The 20,248-nt window shown below is 69.6% G+C and carries 14 protein-coding genes and 2 CRISPR repeat arrays; of the genes, 2 read left to right on the top strand and 12 right to left on the bottom strand.

Annotation, left to right across the window (positions count from 1 at the left end; genetic code table 11):
• Together E1258_RS14955 and E1258_RS14950 are read left to right on the top strand one after the other, a co-directional pair.
• Nucleotides 1-517, top strand: a 517-nt coding sequence (locus E1258_RS14955) for a hypothetical protein (RefSeq protein ID WP_207919566.1), incomplete at its 5' end; no start/stop codon positions are given.
• Nucleotides 518-644: 127 nt separating this feature from the next.
• Nucleotides 645-1,079: an ankyrin repeat domain-containing protein gene (locus E1258_RS14950; protein WP_132401034.1), complete on the top strand. Its 435-nt coding sequence runs from the start codon at nt 645-647 to the stop codon at nt 1,077-1,079.
• Nucleotides 1,080-1,379: 300 nt separating this feature from the next.
• Here the strand turns inward: E1258_RS14950 and E1258_RS14945 are convergent, their stop codons facing one another.
• The 12 genes from E1258_RS14945 to E1258_RS14890 form a co-directional block, all read right to left on the bottom strand.
• Nucleotides 1,380-1,673: a transposase gene (locus tag E1258_RS14945; protein WP_243715463.1), complete on the bottom strand. Its 294-nt coding sequence runs from the start codon at nt 1,671-1,673 to the stop codon at nt 1,380-1,382.
• Complete coding sequence (locus tag E1258_RS14940; protein ID WP_132401032.1) at nt 1,670-2,758, bottom strand: IS110 family transposase; 1,089 nt, start codon at nt 2,756-2,758, stop codon at nt 1,670-1,672. The genes E1258_RS14945 and E1258_RS14940 overlap by 4 nt, the downstream gene beginning before the upstream one ends.
• A 185-nt stretch (nt 2,759-2,943) precedes the next feature.
• Complete coding sequence (locus E1258_RS34815) at nt 2,944-3,315, bottom strand: transposase (protein WP_132401029.1); 372 nt, start codon at nt 3,313-3,315, stop codon at nt 2,944-2,946.
• Complete coding sequence (locus E1258_RS14930; protein WP_132401026.1) at nt 3,294-3,785, bottom strand: winged helix-turn-helix domain-containing protein; 492 nt, start codon at nt 3,783-3,785, stop codon at nt 3,294-3,296. The genes E1258_RS34815 and E1258_RS14930 overlap by 22 nt, the downstream gene beginning before the upstream one ends.
• A 109-nt stretch (nt 3,786-3,894) precedes the next feature.
• Nucleotides 3,895-7,258: direct repeats of the CRISPR family, unit length 37 nt; unit sequence GTTGCGATCCTCGCCCGGCGCGGTGGCCGGGCGCAGC.
• A 126-nt stretch (nt 7,259-7,384) separates the two neighbouring features.
• Nucleotides 7,385-7,675, bottom strand: coding sequence for a CRISPR-associated endonuclease Cas2 (cas2, locus tag E1258_RS14925; RefSeq protein ID WP_132401024.1), 291 nt, complete (start codon nt 7,673-7,675; stop codon nt 7,385-7,387).
• Between the two features lie 3 nt (nt 7,676-7,678).
• Nucleotides 7,679-8,707 (bottom strand): type I-C CRISPR-associated endonuclease Cas1c, encoded by a 1,029-nt coding sequence (gene cas1c, locus E1258_RS14920; RefSeq protein WP_132401021.1) that lies wholly within the window; start codon nt 8,705-8,707, stop codon nt 7,679-7,681.
• The gene (gene cas4 / locus E1258_RS14915; RefSeq protein WP_132401018.1) at nt 8,700-9,350 is read right to left on the bottom strand and encodes a CRISPR-associated protein Cas4; all 651 of its coding nucleotides are present in this window, start codon (nt 9,348-9,350) and stop codon (nt 8,700-8,702) included. The genes cas1c and cas4 overlap by 8 nt, the downstream gene beginning before the upstream one ends.
• On the bottom strand, nt 9,347-10,237 hold the full coding sequence (gene cas7c, locus E1258_RS14910; protein ID WP_132401015.1) for a type I-C CRISPR-associated protein Cas7/Csd2: 891 nt from the start codon (nt 10,235-10,237) through the stop codon (nt 9,347-9,349). Before cas7c ends, cas4 begins: the two co-directional genes overlap by 4 nt.
• Nucleotides 10,234-12,063 carry a type I-C CRISPR-associated protein Cas8c/Csd1 gene (gene cas8c, locus E1258_RS14905; RefSeq protein ID WP_132401012.1) on the bottom strand — a complete coding sequence of 610 codons (1,830 nt, stop codon included), beginning with the start codon at nt 12,061-12,063 and terminating at the stop codon, nt 10,234-10,236. Before cas8c ends, cas7c begins: the two co-directional genes overlap by 4 nt.
• The gene (gene cas5c / locus E1258_RS14900) at nt 12,063-12,752 is read right to left on the bottom strand and encodes a type I-C CRISPR-associated protein Cas5c (protein WP_132401040.1); all 690 of its coding nucleotides are present in this window, start codon (nt 12,750-12,752) and stop codon (nt 12,063-12,065) included. Before cas5c ends, cas8c begins: the two co-directional genes overlap by 1 nt.
• 266 nt (nt 12,753-13,018) lie before the next feature.
• Complete coding sequence (gene cas3 / locus E1258_RS14895; protein ID WP_132401009.1) at nt 13,019-15,277, bottom strand: CRISPR-associated helicase Cas3'; 2,259 nt, start codon at nt 15,275-15,277, stop codon at nt 13,019-13,021.
• A 294-nt stretch (nt 15,278-15,571) separates the two neighbouring features.
• Nucleotides 15,572-19,437: direct repeats of the CRISPR family, unit length 37 nt; unit sequence GTTGCGATCCTCGCCCGGCGCGGTGGCCGGGCGCAGC.
• 276 nt (nt 19,438-19,713) lie between these two features.
• Nucleotides 19,714-20,248: bacterial transcriptional activator domain-containing protein (locus E1258_RS14890; RefSeq protein WP_207919564.1), on the bottom strand; the 535-nt coding region annotated here is incomplete at its 5' end.

The raw sequence follows: 20,248 nt of genomic DNA, 5'->3' as shown, positions 1-20,248 counted from the left end.
CCCCGACAAGATGAGGGCGCCGCCCCATCGATGGGATGCTTGGCCGGTGGAGGACAACCAGATGTCGGTACGGATCCGCGGCCTTGTCGTTCCGCCGCTGCTGCTCTCCCTCCTCAGGGCAGACAGATGGCGACATCCCGGTGAAACGGCCCTCGCCCGCGCGATGCCCTGGTTCAAGGACCCCCTGCACTTCCTCACCAGCATCGAAGCCATGACGCGAGAGTCGACCTCACTGGACATCCTCACCCAAGACCACGCATCAGCTCAGCTCTTCAGACTTGCGCGAGGCACCGAGCGGACCGAGCCGATCGACCTACCCTGGCTGGACATCGACATGGCGTTCCTCGTTGCGGTCAACAAGCGCCCCGGCGACGACGTGGCCATCGCGCTCGACTACCGAACAGACCCCATCGACCCCCGCGTCGTCGCGACCGACTTCTGGACCGACCCGAGCCGGTGCTCATGGCGCGAAGTCGCCCCGACGTTCTCGGCCCTCGTCGTCGCGTTCGACCTGTAACCAACGCCTTCCGCAACAGCCCTCCGGGCCTTCCCACCTCCCGGGCACCATCGGTGACCCGAACGGCCCGCCAGGGAGCTGCCCGCCGGACCGATCATGATGATCAGGACTGCCTATCCTGACGCTGGTGAAGGTCCGACAGCGCAAGAAGCTCACCGCCCGTCTGATGGCGTCGCTGCTGCTTGACGATCTCCCCGCGATACTCGCGCTGCTGCGTGTGGGGGCAGACCCCAACGGGGCAGACCGTGACGGCACCACGCCCCTCTACTTCGCCGCACTGCATAACAAGCGGGTGGCGGTACGGATCCTCATCGACGCCGGCGCGGACCCGAACGTCGAGAGCGGACGCGGCGACGAGGGGACACCCTTGACGGGAGCCGCCGCGTGGGGGCACGCCGACGTCGTCCGCCAACTCCTCACCCACGGCGCAGACCCGAACCTCCGCGAAGACCACGGCACCGGCCTGTCGCCCCTCGAATGGGCCGCCCGAGGCGGCCACATCGAAACAGAGGCGCTACTCAGAGCCGCAAGCGCGACACCACCGCAGACACCACGCGAATAGCGACGGACCTGCTCTCGTCCCAGGTCCTTCGGATGCCTGGCCCGCGCCTGGGGCAGCGACCAGAAGGTGACCAACCGCGTCTGGGACACACTCACCACCACACCGGAGCCGGCGGGGCGCTTCCTGCTCGCGCCCGCGCCGGACTGCCCGCAAACCACGGTACGGCTGGTCACCGCACCACCGAACGGTGGACGGGTGCCTACGGTGCCCCTGCCTCCCGCTCGGGTGTTCCCCCTGGTAGTCAATCAAAGGTCTGAGTCACCTTGACGGTGATACGTCGGGGATACAGATCTTGAATGGTCAGGTTGTGTCGGGTTCGAGTGTCAGTCCGGTGTGAGCGAGGAAGCCGTCGAGTAGGTCGGTGCGGTACTGGATGCTTTTGAGTCGGTTGCGGATGATCGCGAGGAGGTGGTCGACGCCGGTGACGGCGAGGTTGCCGATGCTGCGTTTGAGGTGGGACCACACTGCCTCGGTCGGGTTCAGGTCGGGGGCGTAGGCGGGTAGCCGGATCACGGTCAGCCAGTCCCGGGCGTCGATCATCTGCCGCATGGCGGCGGAGACGTGGGTGTTCAGGATGCCCCTATGTTCCGTCAAGCGGCGGAGGGTGCCGGTAGATCTGTCGGCGGGTGGATCCGGCGGTAGATTTCGCGGGCGACGTAGCGTTTGAGACAGCGGATGATCTCGCGTTTCGACATGCCTTGCCTCGAGCGTCGTTCGAGGTAGCTGCGGGTGCGTGGGTCGCGGCGGATGCGTGTCACGACGATCCGGTAGAGGGCGGCGTTTGCTTGGCGGTTGCCGCCGCGGTTGAGCCGTCGACGTCGGGTCTTTCCGGAGGACTGCTCGACCGGGCTAACGCCGCACAGCGCGGCGAAGGATGCTTCGCTGGCCAGCCGCTCAGGGTTGTCGCCGGCGGCGATCAGCAAGGCAGCAGCACTGTCGGGCCCGACGCCGATGATCTCCAGCAGCTGCGGATTGTGGGCACTGACCGCTCGGTTGATCCGGCGGGTGAGTTCCTTCGCCTCGGAGGTCAACTGCTGGATGCGGCGGGCCAGCAGCCGGAGCGTAAACACGGCTGCGCTGCCGGTGTCGGGAAGGTCTGCGCATCGGGCTATCAGTGCCGAGTTGCTGAGTGCAGACAACGACTCGCGTAGCTCTGGATCGATGCCGACGAGTACGGCTTTGAGTTGGTTCTTCGCCTGGGTGCAGGCCTTGACAGCCGACTCTTTCGCCAGCCGCAGGACGCGCATGTCGGCGGCCGGGCCCTCGCCCGTCTTGGGCGTGACGGCAGCACGCCCGGACAGGACTGCACGAGCGGCGGCATCGGCATCGATGGCGTCGGTCTTTCCTTGCTTGCGGCGTGTGGCGCGATCAGGCCGGTTGACCTCGACGACCTGAACGCTTTCCCGGCTCAGGAACTTTGCCAGAGCCGCTCCGTAGGAACCGGTGCACTCCACTCCTGCTCGGCGCAGGCCGCCGAAGGAACGGGCCCAAGTCAGGAGTTGGCGGTATCCGGCAGAGGTAGCCGGGAACTCCTGATGGGCCATGGGCGCCCCGAGCACGGTGATCACGGCAGCAACGTGCACGTCCTTGTGGGTGTCAACGCCGAGGATCACCTCCTCCACCAACTTTTCCTCAGGCTGTTCAGACACTGTCGTCTGGGGCATGCTGGTGACGGTCATGTGGCTCCTCGATCGGCGTGGGGCTGATGGCCGACGCCGGCCGGTGGGGCGGTCAGAACTGTGATGGTGCCTTGTGCGGCAAGGCCCCTATCGAGACACACCCGCCGGTTGGCGGCAGCACACGCCGCCGGATACCGAAGCCGACAGATCCTCAACAAGGCAGCCAGGGCCAGTTGCCCCACGGGTCAGGCCCCGGTCCCGGACGGCGCCCTGCAAGTCTCACAGTTGCCCCAGACGCACACGATCGGGCCGTCGAGTTGTTGGTGGGCGGCATCCAGCAGGGTGATGTAGTCGCGTTCGCTGAAGCTGCGTCGTTCGTTCTTGCGGCCGCGGTGCACGATCGTGCGGTAGATCAACCGGGACCGCTGGCCGCGCCGGTAACAGGTCAACCCGGCGATCGAGACGCGACCGGATCCTTTGCCAGTGACCGGGACGACCGGGGTGTGTCCGCGTCGTCCCCAGATGCGTGCCTTCGGAGGGCGCAGCGTCTGACCGGCCTCGTCCTCGAAGACCAGCCACGCCTGCCGCTGCGCCGCTACCGTTTTCCCACCGGCCACGTCTCCTTGCGCCAGGTGGTGACCGCGGCCTCGTCCCGCTCGACGGCACGGTGTTTGGGCACCTGCACCGACCAGCCAAGCCGGTACATGATGTTCGCCGTGCCACGCAGCGTGTACCGGGTGCGGAACATCCGCGCGATCAGGTCCGACACCCGCGCCAAAGTCCACCGCTGATCGGCGCCGAACCCGTGCGCTGCCGGCCCCTGCTCCAAGGCATCGGCCAGCCGCCGCAGCCGACCCTCATCCAGGCGACACCGAGACCCCGCAGGCCCCTTCGAGGCGAGGGCCTGTTCACCACCGGCCCGCCACCGCTTACGCCACCCGTACACCGCGGTCTGCGACACCCGCAACCGGCGCGCGACCTCCGGCACCGACACATCCTCGGCGAACCACCCAGCCGCCTGCCGCCGTACCGCCTCACGCCTCGCCCGCCCCCGCGCGGACAACCCACCTCCATCGGGATACCTCATCCCATCGATCTACCCCAGCCCCAAGCCATCACACAGACCACAACGGACGAACCTGGCCATTCAACATCTGTAGGCGACCGGAATAGAGGAATTGCTCGCGACCTGGAGGGTTGCGATCCTCGCCCGGCGCGGTGGCCAGGCGCAGCCCGAGTATGCCGGATCGTCCCCGTCGACCGGTCCGCCGTTGCGATCCTCGCCCGGCGCGGTGGCCGGGCGCAGCCGCAAGGTCGGGGTTGGCCACCGACCCACCACTCTGGGCGTTGCGATCCTCGCCCGGCGCGGTGGCCGGGCGCAGCGTCTGTCCCTGTGCGCCTAATCGTCTGAGCCGCCGACGTTGCGATCCTCGCCCGGCGCGGTGGCCGGGCGCAGCTGGTGGCACGCCTGACAGCACGGGCGTGGCACGGGTGGTTGCGATCCTCGCCCGGCGCGGTGGCCGGGCGCAGCACGGCGGACCTGGCGGACGCTCACCGGGTCGGTCTGTGGTTGCGATCCTCGCCCGGCGCGGTTGCCGGGCGCAGCAACCGCCCGCCGAAACGGCGTGGCGTCAGTCCGACGTTGCGATCCTCGCACGGCGCGGTGGCCGGGCGCAGCGCTGGCCCACATCGCCCACACGCCGTCCGGCCCGAAGTTGCGATCCTCGCCCGGCGCGGTGGCCGGGCGCAGCACCGGTACGACCGCAGGTTGCCCATGCCCGTCGAGTTGCGATCCTCGCCCGGCGCGGTGGCCGGGCGCAGCTTCAAAGACGCTGTCCGACTGGTCATTCGCCCCCGAGTTGCGATCCTCGCCCGGCGCGGTGGCCGGGCGCAGCGCCGCCCAGCTGGAGGCGATGCGGATCGGCGTGGCGGAGGTTGCGATCCTCGCCCGGCGCGGTGGCCGGGCGCAGCATCTCCCTCGACCCCGAGGTGGGCGACGTCGAGTGGTTGCGATCCTCGCCCGGCGCGGTGGCCGGGCGCAGCGCCGCCCAGCTGGAGGCGATGCGGATCGGCGTGGCGGAGGTTGCGATCCTCGCCCGGCGCGGTGGCCGGGCGCAGCATCTCCGCGTAACCGCCGTTGTACCGGCCGCGCGGGAGTTGCGATCCTCGCCCGGCGCGGTGGCCGGGCGCAGCGTGCGTCTGGGTGCTGCTCGCCCTGGCCGTCACCCGGTTGTTGCGATCCTCGCCCGGCGCGGTGGCCGGGCGCAGCATGCGACAGGATCGACACCCCCGCGACCGCACCCCAGTTGCGATCCTCGCCCGGCGCGGTGGCCGGGCGCAGCATGCGACAGGATCGACACCCCCGCGACCGCACCCCAGTTGCGATCCTCGCCCGGCGCGGTGGCCGGGCGCAGCTCTCATCGAGGGAGTCGAACTGCTGTTCGTTGCCATCGTTGCGATCCTCGCCCGGCGCGGTGGCCGGGCGCAGCACCGTCGCGCGGCCTCCCACGTAGCCAGGCAGCCGACGTTGCGATCCTCGCCCGGCGCGGTGGCCGGGCGCAGCCAAGATCGAGCAGGGCGGCGTCGTGAAGTACGTCGTGTTGCGATCCTCGCCCGGCGCGGTGGCCGGGCGCAGCTCGACCCCGGGGCCAGGTCCCGCAGCCCCGGCCAGAGTTGCGATCCTCGCCCGGCGCGGTGGCCGGGCGCAGCCTGATCCGAGGCTGGAGTTCGACCATTTCCTGGCGCAGTTGCGATCCTCGCCCGGCGCGGTGGCCGGGCGCAGCCGGCTCGTGCTGGCGACCGGTGCCACGGTGGAGGCAGAGTTGCGATCCTCGCCCGGCGCGGTGGCCGGGCGCAGCAGGTGCCTCACGGCCTGGTGGTGCCGGAGGACCCGACGTTGCGATCCTCGCCCGGCGCGGTGGCCGGGCGCAGCTTGGCCGTACGGATGTACCAGCCACGCCCGGGGCGGAGTTGCGATCCTCGCCCGGCGCGGTGGCCGGGCGCAGCATCATCGGCACCGCCGGGAGCTGACCGTGGGCACGTGGTTGCGATCCTCGCCCGGCGCGGTGGCCGGGCGCAGCTCCGCAATTATCGACGACAATTAGCCATCGCCGGAGGTGTTGCGATCCTCGCCCGGCGCGGTGGCCGGGCGCAGCGCGCGTCGACTGTCCACAGCCTCATCTACCAGCCTGTGGTTGCGATCCTCGCCCGGCGCGGTGGCCGGGCGCAGCAAGCCGATCAGCACGGCCACCCAGACCGCCCTGAACGCGTTGCGATCCTCGCCCGGCGCGGTGGCCGGGCGCAGCACGGACGACGCTCTCGATCGCGTCGACGTCGACCTCGAAGTTGCGATCCTCGCCCGGCGCGGTGGCCGGGCGCAGCACCGCATACTGCCCCGGTGGCGGTACCGCCTTGCCGGGTTGCGATCCTCGCCCGGCGCGGTGGCCGGGCGCAGCACGACCAGTTCTGGCGCGCCAACGTCCTGTCAATGCCGTTGCGATCCTCGCCCGGCGCGGTGGCCGGGCGCAGCGATGTACATCGGCGCGTTCGGGTCCTCCCACAGGTGGTTGCGATCCTCGCCCGGCGCGGTGGCCGGGCGCAGCTACGTCAACCCGGGCGGCATTGATGTGGACGATGACGACGTTGCGATCCTCGCCCGGCGCGGTGGCCGGGCGCAGCAACGCCCTGCCGGTGCTGTTCGCCTACGACGCCCTGGTTGCGATCCTCGCCCGGCGCGGTGGCCGGGCGCAGCGCGACCTGGGGATCGTTCGAAATGATCTCTACCAGCCTGTTGCGATCCTCGCCCGGCGCGGTGGCCGGGCGCAGCTCGGTGTGGGATCACATCGAGCTCACCGACACCGAGTTGCGATCCCTGCCCGGCGCGGTGGCCGGGCGCAGCGTGGTTCGCCGTGGCCCACAGCTGCCAGTCGTACATCCGGTTGCGATCCTCGCCCGGCGCGGTGGCCGGGCGCAGCGAGACGACGGTCGCGGACAGCATCCGCTACTACCTGTTGCGATCCTCGCCCGGCGCGGTGGCCGGGCGCAGCTCGGAGATCGAAACCGTGGGATGGCGCGTGACCTGGTTGCGATCCTCGCCCGGCGCGGTGGCCGGGCGCAGCATCTCCACCGTCTCCAGGTCGTTGTTGGGTTGCACCCCGTTGCGATCCTCGCCCGGCGCGGTGGCCGGGCGCAGCTTGAGCATGATGTTGAGCCGACCGAAGTCCGTCTCGTTGCGATCCTCGCCCGGCGCGGTGGCCGGGCGCAGCGTGGCGGTCCGCCGACTCGACCGGAGACGCGCGAGCGTTGCGATCCTCGCCCGGCGCGGTGGCCGGGCGCAGCGCCGGTGTCGTGGGCGGTGCGGGCGCAGGTCCAAGCCGTTGCGATCCTCGCCCGGCGCGGTGGCCGGGCGCAGCCTGGGTGACCTGGTGGAGGAGTACCTACGGGTTGCCCGGTTGCGATCCTCGCCCGGCGCGGTGGCCGGGCGCAGCGACGTATAAGCGCGTTGCGGCGCGGTACGGCGTCGAGTTGCGATCCTCGCCCGGCGCGGTGGCCGGGCGCAGCGGTTCACGAGCAGCAAAGATAGCCGTACGCCAATGGGATGGCTACTCGCTCGCGGTCCGTTTTGCACATTTGATGCCTATTCTTTGGTTCGGAACCCCCTGGGCGTTCCGTGTTCACTTGGGGTTCCTAGATCACCAACGGTCCTCGTGGGTCGATCGCCCGCGGCTTGCCAAGGTGCTCGATGTCGTCGAGCGCTTGGGCTGGTAGCCGGTAGATCCGGATGGTGTCCTGGGTTGGGTCGATGATCTCTTGGAGGGCGGCGACGAGGCGTACTTTGTCGGTTTCGCGGCAGACCACCTCGAACACTGATTTCTGGACGCGGTGTCCGTATGCCTCGCAGATCTTGGCGACTCTGCGGAGTCGGCGTTGTCCCTGCGGCGTGACTGTCTCGACGTCGTATGTGACGAGTAAATCCATGGGTCAGTTCACCGTCCACGGCTGGTAGGCGATCAGGTCGCCGCGGAGGTGACGTGCGAGGAGTCTGGCCTGTACGAGTGGCAGCAGGGCGGCGGGCACTTGCCGGCCGAGTTGCGCGTGTGGCCAGTCGCGCTGCCTGCTTTGCTGCCAGGCTGCCAGTACGGTCTTGCGTCCGCTGTCGGTGAGCCGGTAGGCCCCGTTCGGTAGCGCTTCGAAGTCGGTCGGGGTCAGCTCTCGTCTGTTGAGCATGGTGAGTGCGAGTCGGTCGGCCAGCAGTGGTCGGAACTCTTCCATCAGGTCCAGGGCGAGGGCGGGTTTGCCGGGTCGGACGGCGTGCAGGTAGCCGATGTAGGGGTCGAGTCCGACCTGTTCGAGTGCGCCTTGCACGGCGACGCGCAGCATGCCGTACAGGAAGGAGAGCAGGCAGTTGAGGGGGTCAGTGGGGGGTCGTTTGTTGCGTCCGGACGCCTTCCAGTCCGTGTTGTCGGCGAGCAGGTACGGCATGGCGGCGAAGTAGTCGCGGGCGGCGATGCCTTCGACGCCGAGGATTTCGTTGGTGTTGGCTGCGGTGGTGAGGAGTTCGAGCCGTCCGGCCAGGAGTTCGGCGCTGGCCCGCAGCGTGGTCTGTCGGTGTCCGCTGGTGTCTCGGGCGGTGCGTAGGAGGACTTGTCGGGCGTTGTGTATCTTGCCGGCGACGATGGCGACCGCGATCGGTAGTTGCCGTGTTGGTGAGTCGGCGGCACGGTGTTGGGCTTGGCGTAGCAGTGGGTTGCCGTGGGTGGGGCCGACCAGGCCGGCGCGGAATCGTCCGCTGCCGGTGAGCCAGCTGACGGAGCGTCCGTCGTCGGCGCATCGCAGCAGGAGGTCGTCGGTGGGTGTGACTCCGCTGAACAGGACCAGGTGGTCGAGCCGGACGAGTGGTAGTAGTCGGCGTTCAGGGTGGTCGGGGTGGTAGATCCGGACGGTGTCGCCGTCGAGGCGCAGGTGGGTGCCGGGGGTTTGCACGTAGAGGGTGTTGAGGAGTTCAGTCACGCCACTGTCCCAATGGTCGTGGGGTTAACAGGTTGGTGTTGGTGTGTCGCTGGCCGTCGGTCAGTTCGGGCAGGCAGTCCTCGCGTAGGGAGCAGCGGCGGCAGCGGGCGTCGTTGCGTGCGGCGGGCAGGGTCGGGGTGTCCAGCAGGCGTCGTACGGCTTTGGTGGCGGCTATGACGCGGTCGAGCAGGTCGGTGTCGATGGGTACGGGGTGTCGGCGTCGTTCGGTGACGGAGTAGATGTAGCCGGTCGGTACGTGGAGGCCGGCTTCGATCAGGCAGAGTGCCTGTCCACCGAGTTGCAGCTCGGCAGGGCCGCCGGGTTTGTACCGTCCGACCTTGTACTCGACGGGTGTGGCGGTGTCGTTTTCGAACTCGACGATGTCGCAGATGCCGCGCAGGCCGTGGGTATGGCTCCATACGGGTAGTGACCGGATCACGGTAAGGCCTCGGCGGCGTTGGACGCCGGGTAGGTCGACGGTGGTGTGGCTGAGGTCGCCGCGGACCGTTTCGACGTTTTCCGACCAGACGCCCTCGACGTGGATCAGCGCGGTCTGGCGGTGGCAGTAGGCGTAGTGCTCCAGCGCGGACAGCGGCACCTCCCGCAGGTCGGTGCCGCTGTCCGTCGGGTGGTGGCCGGTCACGGCCAGAGGTCGACCAGCTTGGTCAGCGTGACGCCGCCGGGCAGTTCCGCCTCGTCGATGTGGCGGGTGTAGTCGGTGTGGGTGCGCGGCGTCTTGTCGTCGTTGGCGCGGGTGAGGGTGACGCGTTGGGTGAGGGCGGCCGAGGGGGCGACGCCGAGGGCATCGGGGTGGCTAAACACGTACAGCCCGCACAGTTTCATCTCGCCGCGGGTGGCGGCCCGGTCGTGGTCGAACATGACCGTCATGGCCTGCCACAGGGCGGCCAGGTCGTCGCTGGTGACGCCGGTCTTCGTGGCGCGGGGGGCGGAGTAGAACACGTGCGTGCGGTACAGGCCGTACGGGACGGTCCACTTGGAGCCGATCTCGGTGCGTTCTCCCTTGTCGATGTCGTCCTGTCGGGTCTGGGTGACCCGGGTGATGGTGTGGTCGGCGGGCACGATCGGGTCGATGCTGCGGGCGAAGGTGAGCTGCAGCGGGCCGCGGACCTGCCCGGCGCCGCCGCCCTTGCCGGTGCTGAGCACGGCGCCGAACATCCGCACGTCGAAGTAGTGCTCGCAGAGCCACTGCTGGGCGACCGCGGCCTCGGCGGGGGTCGGCTTGTTGCTGATCTTAGGTGGGTTAGCGGTGAAGGCGCCCTCGATCCGGGTGTTCAGGGCGTGGCCGGCTTCGACGAAGATGCCGTAGCGGGGGTCGTCGCCGCGCAGCAGCGACACGGTGTCGCGGATCTTGCGCTTGATCGCGACGTCGGTGACCAGGCCCTGTCCGCTTTCGTCGTCGGTGCGCGGCTGGTTGCCGGCGTCCGGGTCGCCGTTGGGGTTGCCGTCGGTGACGTCGAACAGCAGGACGGCGTCGTGGCGGCGGGTCGGGTCCAGGTGCGCGGCGCTCATGCGTCGTCTCCTTCGTCGTCGGTGGTCGGGGCCACGTCGTCGGGCTCGGGGGGCAGGTCGGTGTTCTTCTTGTTCGCGGCTGCGGCGAGTCGTTCGGTGCGCATCTCGGCGCGCTGCTGGTGGTAGCCGAGGATGAACTGGGCCTTGTCGGTCAGCACCGCGACGCTGGGAATCGCGTCGATCTGGACGAACAGGTCGTCGAGTCGCCGTTCGTACGCGTCCGACCAGGTCGGTCGGCGCAGGGGCCCGCGTAGCCGTTTGAGCCAGGCCTGCACGGTGCGGCGGCCGGAGACGATGACGACCTGTGGGTTGTCGATGGCCCGGCCGAAGTAGCGTTCGGCGAAGGTGGTGTTGAGCCTCTGGTCGGCGACCCGGGACACGGTCCGTTGCAGGTCGTCCATGACGGCGAAGATGCGGCCGGCCACGTAGGCCGGCGGCTGCTTGTGCTCGACGTTCAAGGTCGGCGTCAGCCTCTCTCGTTCATGCGCGGGCAGGGTCGGGTGGCGGCGCAGGGCCAGCCGGATCAGCGCGGCGCGGGCCGGGTCGAGCCGGCCGTCGATACGGATCCGGTTGATGACGTGGTGGAGCAGTTTCGGTGGCAACGGCCGCTTGAGCAGCGCGGCCCGCAGGAGCCGGTGAAACATGTCGGGCGGGCGGTGTTCGCCGGACGCGCCGAACTTGGTCCAGTTCCCAGGGCCGCCGTTACGGCCGGCCTCGAACCGCCCGGCCGCCCGGGCCAGCTGGGAAACCTTGATCCGCACCACCTCACCGGTCCAGGCGTCGACGATCTGGTGGTCGTCGAACCAGGCCCGGATGTTGTCCTTCACCTGGCTGATCGGCTGCTCGACCCAGTCCCGGACGACCACCCGGGCGACGTTGCCGCCCACCGTCACCGAGCAGTACCGCGACAGGTCGTCGACCGTCGCTTCCGTGCCGTCGGCGGGACTGGCGATCAGGTTCCGGATCTGGGCGGGGTCCAGCTGCTCGACAGTCGCCCACGGGTCGAAGGTCGACCCGCCCAGCACCCACCAGGCAAGCCGGGCGTTCTGCCCCGACAGCGCGGTGCTGTGCAGCGGGTCGGAAAGCAGACTGGTCAACGCGGTCGTGAACTTGAGGCCACAGTCGGCGCAGATCGGCGTGTTCGCCAAAGACGTCTGCAGCTCGTATCCGTGCGCGGCCTCGTTCATGCTGACCAGCGACGCGTTCTGGGTGGCGCCGGGCACCCACCGGCGGGGGATCAGCTGCGGCACCGTCTGCAGCAAAGGCTGCACCTGCCCACAGACCAGACACAGGCCCGAGCGCCCCGACCCCTTCCGGTCACCGGCCACCTCGGCCCAGAACCGCCGCGCCGCGCCGGTGCCCGCCGCGTACTCCCCGTCGACCGAGAAGCCGATCAGGTCTCCCCTAGCCCAGCCAGGCGGTGGTGGAAGCCGTTCGGCGTGCCCGTCCCGGTAGAAGGCGACGATGGCCGGACCTGGACCGTCTGGCTCGGCGGCGGCCCACTCGGTGATCAGGGCGCGGAACGCGTCGTGCTGCTTCGCGACCCGCTCCGGCTTGGCCCCCTCCGACAGCCAACCGAAGACGTACTCGCCGTTGTCGACCGCAAGCACCGGTGAGATCCCAGCGGTACGGGTCACCGCCGGCACCAGCCGCGGCACACCGAACCGATGGCCGGGGTCGTCCTTGTTCGCCGTGTCGACAAAGCCTCCCCGAGGCACGCCGTGGTCGTCGATGTCCAGGCTCCACCGCACAGGCTTACGGGCGTAGAACTTCGGGGTGTTGTCCCCGCTGGTGTCGGCGTACTCCACCAGCCGCTGCAACAGCACTAGGCGACCTGGCCTTCCATCGGAAGCGCCAACTCGATCCCGCGTTCCGGCACGGACAGCACCCCGGCAACCACCCGGGCCGCGAACCACTCCATCCGCGGCTGACCCGGATTCCCGTCACGGTGCACGGAGTGCAACATGATGCCGACCTCCTCGTTGACGTCCGCCCGCGGCGTGTCATCCGGCCAGCCGAACTCCGCGCTGAACTCCCGGGTGCCGAGGTACGGCTGTTGGAAGCAGGCCCCCTTACGGATCCGGCGGCGAAGCTGGTCCCGATACGCCGCGACGGGCTTGTCCGCGTGCGCCGCCAACTCGATGTGGGCATGGATCCGGTACGCCACATCACGCAGGCAAACAGCGTGGCGCTGGTCACGATGCGCCGCGGTGTCGACCCTGCGGGTGCCCTTCACCGCCTCCGCGAGAGGCGCCACGTCGGAGGTCTCGTTACGCCGGACCGAGAACTGCCTCACCGGCTTGAGCACCTCGATCGCCACGATCTGGTACCGCATCTCCGGCTTCCAGAAGATCGATTCGAGAACCCCCACCGCGGCGGACGGCGTCATCACCGGATAACTGACCCGCTCCACCTTCAACTCCGGCCGCGAGAACAACGCCGCCTCACCGCTGACCTGCACCACAACCGGCAGGTCACCCTCCTTGCTCCGCCGCAGCGCCACCCCGTTGACCACATCCGTCGTCACAGCACAATCCCTCCAACGCCAGAACCAGTCGAACACCTGATCGACAAAGGACCAAACCACAGAACCGGCAGCCGCCTCGCACAACAGGTGCGAGAATTCACGACCGGTATGACAAGAACCAGTGATCCATAAGCCCAGCCGTCAGCCAGTTGGCGCTGACGGCAGCCTCAGGTCCACCAACACCGCAGAAAGACGCTCACCCGGCATGGACCTTCGTCCATACTTTTCGCGCTCACCCAGCAGCGCAGTCATCGTCAGATGACGAACTGCTCCATATTCGGGTCAAGGTTGATACCCGTTGCGTCGTCGTACTCACCGAGCCATTCGACCAGTGCGCCCCGCCGCACCTCGTTACCGAAGATCGGCCGCAGTAGCGCTGTCACGCCAGGCCCCTTCAGGACGCTGGGGTGAAGGCTCGTCGTGTATGCCTGCAGACGCCGCAGCTTCGCCAGATCCGCAACCGGCGCCTGGCGCAGCTCCACGATCAACTGCTCCAGTTCGCGCCGCAGGTCAGGTGTCTCGGCCCCCTGCGGGGTCACCACGCCGATCCCGTCGTCGTCGATGATCCGGAATGCCAGCTTCCGATCCCGCGGCTTAGTGCTTGCGTCCATCGGCCCCTCGGCCACGGTCTGGAACTCCCACCGCTGGCGAGCCCGTTGGATGCGCTGCCCGACATGCTGGCCGTCGGCGAGATTCAGCTCGCTGTACACGTTGCGGTAGTAACGTCCCAGGGCCGCCACGTCGTCGGGGTCGGCCTTGTCCGGCCCGAACTGACGCTCGGTGCAACCGACCAGCGTCTTGTATGCCGGCGGTTGCCCGCCGTCCTCTGGCGCGAACACCACGACCCGCCCGCCTTCCGCGATCGTCCCCTCACGGTTGGCTCGACCGGCCGCCTGCAGCAGCGAGTCGGCAGGCGCGATCGCCCGGAACACCACCGGGAAGTCGACGTCTACTCCGGCCTCGATCAGTTGGGTGGCCACGAGCAGGACACGCTCGCCCCGGCCGAGGCGCGCCCGCACTTCTTCGAGCACCCGTCGCCGGTGCGCGGGGCACATTCGGGTGGACAGATGCCAGGCCACACCGTCTGGCTCGGCGTCACGCCAGCGCTCGAACACCGCCTTCGCGTTCGCTGTCGTGTTCACCACGACCAGCGCCGACGGTTCCGCGACGGCCTGGTCGGCGATGTCGGCCAGCGTGGGTCGCGGATCCAGCTGCCACTCGTAGCGCACTCTTCGCAGATCACTGACCAGTGTCGGGGTGTCGTGAACCAGGTCTGTGCAGGGCACGTCCTTGAACTCGTCCAGCGCCCAGAAGCTCGGCTGTGTGGCCGAGGAGAGCAGCACGGTCGCGCCGAAGTGCCGCACCAGCAGCCGGATCCCATCAAGAATCGGCGCGAGCATGGCATGCGGCAACGCCTGCACCTCATCCAACACGATCACCGAGTTGGCCAGCCGATGCACCCGGCGCATCGTCGACGGCTTACGGGCGTACAACGACTCGAAGAGCCGGACGAAAGTCGTGACGACGAACGGCGCGTCCCAGTTCTCGGCAGCCAACCGCGCCCACCGGCCCACTGCCGGGTCATCGAAATCAGCCTGGCTGTGATGCTCAAGGACGGCCGGCTCTGCGCCTTCCTCGTCGAGCAACCGACGATAGACGGCAGCGTTCTGCTCGGTGATGGTAAGGAACGGGACCGCCACGATCACCCGACGCAGACCATGCTTCTCCGCGTGCCGCAACGCGAACCCACCGCTTGCCAGGGTCTTCCCCGCCCCAGTCGGCGCACCAAGGCGGAACACCCCACGATCCCGCTCAGCCGCCGCGAGACAGTCCACGTATACCCGCTCCCGCAAACTGCCGACCGCAGTGCCACCACGCCCGGCCAGTTCCTCACCCCGCCGACGCTCGAACAGCTTGTAGAGGTACCCAAGATCAGCATCTGGACGTACGCGCGGGCTGGCCAGCCCCTGAAAGTGCGCGGCGGTATCCAAGCTGTCCGCATCGACCAGAGCGCTGTAACACAGACGCAGCGCCATCTCCCCCACCAGCCGGTCTTCCCGCCAGTCAACCGGGACGAGAGGGTCGAACCGTTCCGGCAAGTCCGGCAACAACCCCGGCAACTCCCGCTCAGCGGACAGCACGTTGCCGGGCGCTTCAGCGAGCTTCCGATGGAACGCTCCCTGCAAGTCAGGCCCATCGATCAGACCACCGTGATGGCCGAAGATCGCACCGGCGAACGGACCGAGCCCCCGTTCGTGCGCGATCCGGGTTCCGAATGACTTATGGTCGGTGCCAACCGGACGACCGCTGGACGCTACAGCAGCCAGCTTGTCCTGCCAGGCACACGACGCCTTGCCCACGTCATGCAGCGCACCAAGCCAGTACCCCACCTCACCACCACCGAAGGCGACAGTGAACCGTCGCGCCAACTCCGCAGTGCTACGAAGATGATCAGCGAGTAAATGCCAGCGGCTCGTGCCAGGAGCAGGGCTGTGCGCCCACAGAGAAGACACGAACGGACCCTACGCACCTCGTCGAATCCCGCCACCAATCGATCGGGAACTGGACACCAGCGACCTCGCGGAGTATCAGCCGATTGTGGTTCGGCCGGCGTCAAGGTATTGAGATGCCGTCACCACCTTGATTGGCAGAGGCACACCCATTGCCCAGCGCGGGTCACGGCTTGGATCATCACCGAGTGCGGCGCAAACAGCGCGTCACCGACAGGGCCGACGCTGCAGCGCCACAGGCACACCATCCGGGCTTCGCCCAGCACTTCGAAATAGCCGGAAAACTATTGTTCCGAGCTTGCGACCCTCAACCGCTTCCGTGGCCGGGCGCAGCGCCGCGCCCTGGGAGTAGATGACCAGGTTGTACGCGGCGTGGCGATCCTCGCCCGGCGCGGTGGCCGGGCGCAGCTTCCAAAACTTCGCTATTTGGTTGAAGCCCCACCGGTTGCGATCCTCGCCCGGCGCGGTGGCCGGGCGCAGCACCTTCCGCTTGTCGACGTCACGCGCTTGGACAGCGCCGTTGCGATCCTCGCCCGGCGCGGTGGCCGGGCGCAGCTGGTGTTCGGCACCGACCTGTCCGACGGGCCGGCGCTGTTGCGATCCTCGCCCGGCGCGGTGGCCGGGCGCAGCATCGGCGACGTGCTCACGGACCTGTCCGACAACGCGGACGTTGCGATCCTCGCCCGGCGCGGTGGCCGGGCGCAGCCGCCGTACCCGGGTCATCTTGCAGGCCATCACCACGTTGCGATCCTCGCCCGGCGCGGTGGCCGGGCGCAGCGAGGGCGTAGATGCCGCCGAGGCGTTCGGTGAGCTTGTGTTGCGATCCTCGCCCGGCGCGGTGGCCGGGCGCAGCCCGACCCGGACCGTCGTCACGACGCCCCCCGGTAGTAGATGTTGCGATCCTCGCCCGGCGCGGTGGCCGGGCGCAGCGGATTGACCAAGAGCGAGTTGGCCAGGCGCATCCAGTTGCGATCCTCGCCCGGCGCGGTGGCCGGGCGCAGCCCGCCAGACCACGCGGGGCGTGCGGGCGCGCTGCGGGTTGCGATCCTCGCCCGGCGCGGTGGCCGGGCGCAGCACCGTGTGGCAGTACACGGTCGGCGGCCGGAACCTCGTGTTGCGATCCTCGCCCGGCGCGGTGGCCGGGGCGCAGCAAGATCGGCCTGTCGTGCTGGGCCGACCCGTCGGAGTTGCGATCCTCGCCCGGCGCGGTGGCCGGGCGCAGCGCCGGCCACGGTGCCCGCTACGGTCGCGGTGGCGGCGTTGCGATCCTCGCCCGGCGCGGTGGCCGGGCGCAGCTGTCAGCCCCAGCGGGGTTCGATCAGCCCTCGGCAGCGTTGCGATCCTCGCCCGGCGCGGTGGCCGGGCGCAGCACATTTTCAAGTTCTACGAGCCGCCGCCGCCGGAGTTGTTGCGATCCTCGCCCGGCGCGGTGGCCGGGCGCAGCGCTGGACAGCCGCCACTGGCGACCGCGGCTGTCCGTGTTGCGATCCTCGCCCGGCGCGGTGGCCGGGCGCAGCAAGCACATGTCGTCGTCAGGGGAAGTAGGGATGTCAGTGTTGCGATCCTCGCCCGGCGCGGTGGCCGGGCGCAGCGAGGCCGTGAAAGACCGCGGCATGTCAATCGAGGACGTCGTTGCGATCCTCGCCCGGCGCGGTGGCCGGGCGCAGCGGGCAACGATGCGCGCAGTGATTTCCGGCTTCGGGAAGTTGCGATCCTCGCCCGGCGCGGTGGCCGGGCGCAGCGCGGCATCATCGGCATGTTCTCCCGCTGGCTCTGGGGTTGCGATCCTCGCCCGGCGCGGTGGCCGGGCGCAGCTGCTCCTTGCAGCAGGTGCGCCGCTACGAAACCGGCAGTTGCGATCCTCGCCCGGCGCGGTGGCCGGGCGCAGCATTGCCGAAGAATGACACCCGCTACGACACCTGCCGAGTTGCGATCCTCGCCCGGCGCGGTGGCCGGGCGCAGCCAGGTTGCCGCGCTGCGCCACCTGGACGACCTGGTGTTGCGATCCTCGCCCGGCGCGGTGGCCGGGCGCAGCGCCGGATAAGGTGGCTCCGGTCCCGCCGGACTGGCGGTTGCGATCCTCGCCCGGCGCGGTGGCCGGGCGCAGCAAGGCAATCGCGCTGCGCGAGCGGGTGCGGCAGGAGGTTGCGATCCTCGCCCGGCGCGGTGGCCGGGCGCAGCACCGATCGGGTCGACGACGAGCCGGATACCGGAGACGTTGCGATCCTCGCCCGGCGCGGTGGCCGGGCGCAGCAAAGGACCCGGCGGCCCGCCTGGCGTTGCGCATGGTGTTGCGATCCTCGCCTGGCGCGGTGGCCGGGCGCAGCGCGGCTTTTCGCCCAGGAACCAAAGCTCGCGGTGGTGTTGCGATCCTCGCCCGGCGCGGTGGCCGGGCGCAGCGCGGCTTTTCGCCCAGGAACCAAAGCTCGCGGTGGTGTTGCGATCCTCGCCCGGCGCGGTGGCCGGGCGCAGCTATCCCGCAGCCTCCGGCCCCGACCCCGGCGGTCTACGGGTTGCGATCCTCGCCCGGCGCGGTGGCCGGGCGCAGCAACCGTCTGTACGTTGCCGCCGCCTACGCGGACCACGTTGCGATCCTCGCCCGGCGCGGTGGCCGGGCGCAGCACGAGCGGCCCCCGGCAGTGCGCCGGGGGCCGCCTTGTTGCGATCCTCGCCCGGCGCGGTGGCCGGGCGCAGCAAGGTGCCGTTGTCGTAACAACGGCGGTGGTAATCGAGGTTGCGATCCTCGCCCGGCGCGGTGGCCGGGCGCAGCACCGACCCCGAGGCGTTCTACCCCCTCACCGGCCAGTTGCGATCCTCGCCCGGCGCGGTGGCCGGGCGCAGCAGCCGGACGACAGCGTGGAGCGGATCGTCGCGTGGCAGTTGCGATCCTCGCCCGGCGCGGTGGCCGGGCGCAGCGTCCCGGCCGGCCGCCAAGAGCGACAGCCTCAACGAGGTTGCGATCCTCGCCCGGCGCGGTGGCCGGGCGCAGCATGCCACTCCCGCGAGACAGTTGTCCCGCGTAAAGGTTGCGATCCTCGCCCGGCGCGGTGGCCGGGCGCAGCACCGCATACTGCCCCGGTGGCGGCACTGCCTTGCCGGGTTGCGATCCTCGCCCGGCGCGGTGGCCGGGCGCAGCCCCCCGCCCGCAGCGCCCCCGCCCCGTCCGCCGTGGTTGCGATCCTCGCCCGGCGCGGTGGCCGGGCGCAGCTGGGCGGTCGGCTCCCAGTAGGACACCGGGGTCATGCGGTTGCGATCCTCGCCCGGCGCGGTGGCCGGGCGCAGCACGGCGGACCTGGCGGACGCTCACCGGGTCGGTCTGTGGTTGCGATCCTCGCCCGGCGCGGTGGCCGGGCGCAGCAAAAGGGCCGTACGGCTTGCCCGACTGGCTGAGGCGGTTGCGATCCTCGCCCGGCGCGGTGGCCGGGCGCAGCGCGGGAGTACAAGGATCTGGTCCAGCAGTCCCGGGTGTTGCGATCCTCGCCCGGCGCGGTGGCCGGGCGCAGCGCCGGTCCACAACACGGACTACTTCGCCCCCGACGGGTTGCGATCCTCGCCCGGCGCGGTGGCCGGGCGCAGCGACCGACCGGAGGGGATCACTCGCAGCGAGTGGGACGTTGCGATCCTCGCCCGGCGCGGTGGCCGGGCGCAGCCTCCGGCAGCGAATCGGCGTCGGAGCCGTCCTTACCGTTGCGATCCTCGCCCGGCGCGGTGGCCGGGCGCAGCTCCAGCAGGGACGTGGCGACGATGGCGCCGGGCAGGTCGTTGCGATCCTCGCCCGGCGCGGTGGCCGGGCGCAGCAACACGCCCTCTGTGCGGGCAACCTCGCGCCAGTGTTGCGATCCTCGCCCGGCGCGGTGGCCGGGCGCAGCTTGAGGCCGTTGATGCCGATGAGGTCGTGGGTGGCGTAGTTGCGATCCTCGCCCGGCGCGGTGGCCGGGCGCAGCACGCGAAATGCGACACGGTTCGTCGCCGACGGTGCGGTTGCGATCCTCGCCCGGCGCGGTGGCCGGGCGCAGCGGTCGACGTCGCGACGGAATTGCGACAGAAACCGAAGTTGCGATCCTCGCCCGGCGCGGTGGCCGGGCGCAGCGACGACGACCGGCCGCGAGCTGAAGACAGCCGCCAAGTTGCGATCCTCGCCCGGCGCGGTGGCCGGGCGCAGCGGTTCCCGAACTGGAGATATGCATCTCTGTCATTCAACGACGCCCCTCCAGCAGGTACCTTTTGGTGCTCTTGGCATGTTTTGGCAGTTCGGAACCTCCCAGGGATTCCGTGTTCACTACAGGTTCCTAGATCACGAAGAGGCCCGCCCGGCCACCTCGCACGAAGCGGACGAGCCGGGTGCGTTGCCTGAGGGCCAAAGTCCCGTACTACCACTACGACCCGAAGGCAGGCCGCGTACCAATGAATCACATTAAGTCGTGCAGCCTACGAGTTGGTCAGGGTTTCGCTGGGGCCGCTTCCGCGAGCCTCTGGTGGTAGCGGGCGAGGAGGTTCTGGGCGTCTTGCGGTTTGCCGAGTGCAGTGAGTGTGTCGGCGGCTAGATGGTGGAGGTGTTCGTTGTAGGGGTCGACACGGAGGGCGTCTTGGAGGTGGTGTAGTCGGGTTGTCGGGTCGGGTGTGTGGTTGGCGAGGGCGGTGTGGGCGTCGATGACGTGTCGGCGGATGGTTTCGCGGATGGGGTCGAGCCAGGGCCAGGTGTGGTTGGCGGCGATGTCGCCGGTGTAGTGGTCGATGATCGTTTGGTAGGCGTGGGTGTGGTTGGTGAGCGCGGTGGCGGCGTGGTCGATGGCGGCGTTCAGGTGCCAGAGGTCGACGTCGATGTGCTGCTGGTTGAGGTGGTATCGGTCGTTGGTGTGTTCGATGGGGTTCGGGTGGCTGGTGGTGGTGATGTCTTTGCGGAGGTCGCTGAGGGTGGTGTAGAGGCGGCGGGTGACGGTGTGGGGGGCGAGGCCGGGCCAGATGGTGGTAACG

The organism is Micromonospora sp. KC207 (assembly GCF_004348615.1).
Lineage (GTDB): Bacteria > Actinomycetota > Actinomycetes > Mycobacteriales > Micromonosporaceae > Micromonospora.
Note: the sequence above shows the minus strand (reverse complement) of the source record. Positions and strands in the feature narration are given on the sequence as shown.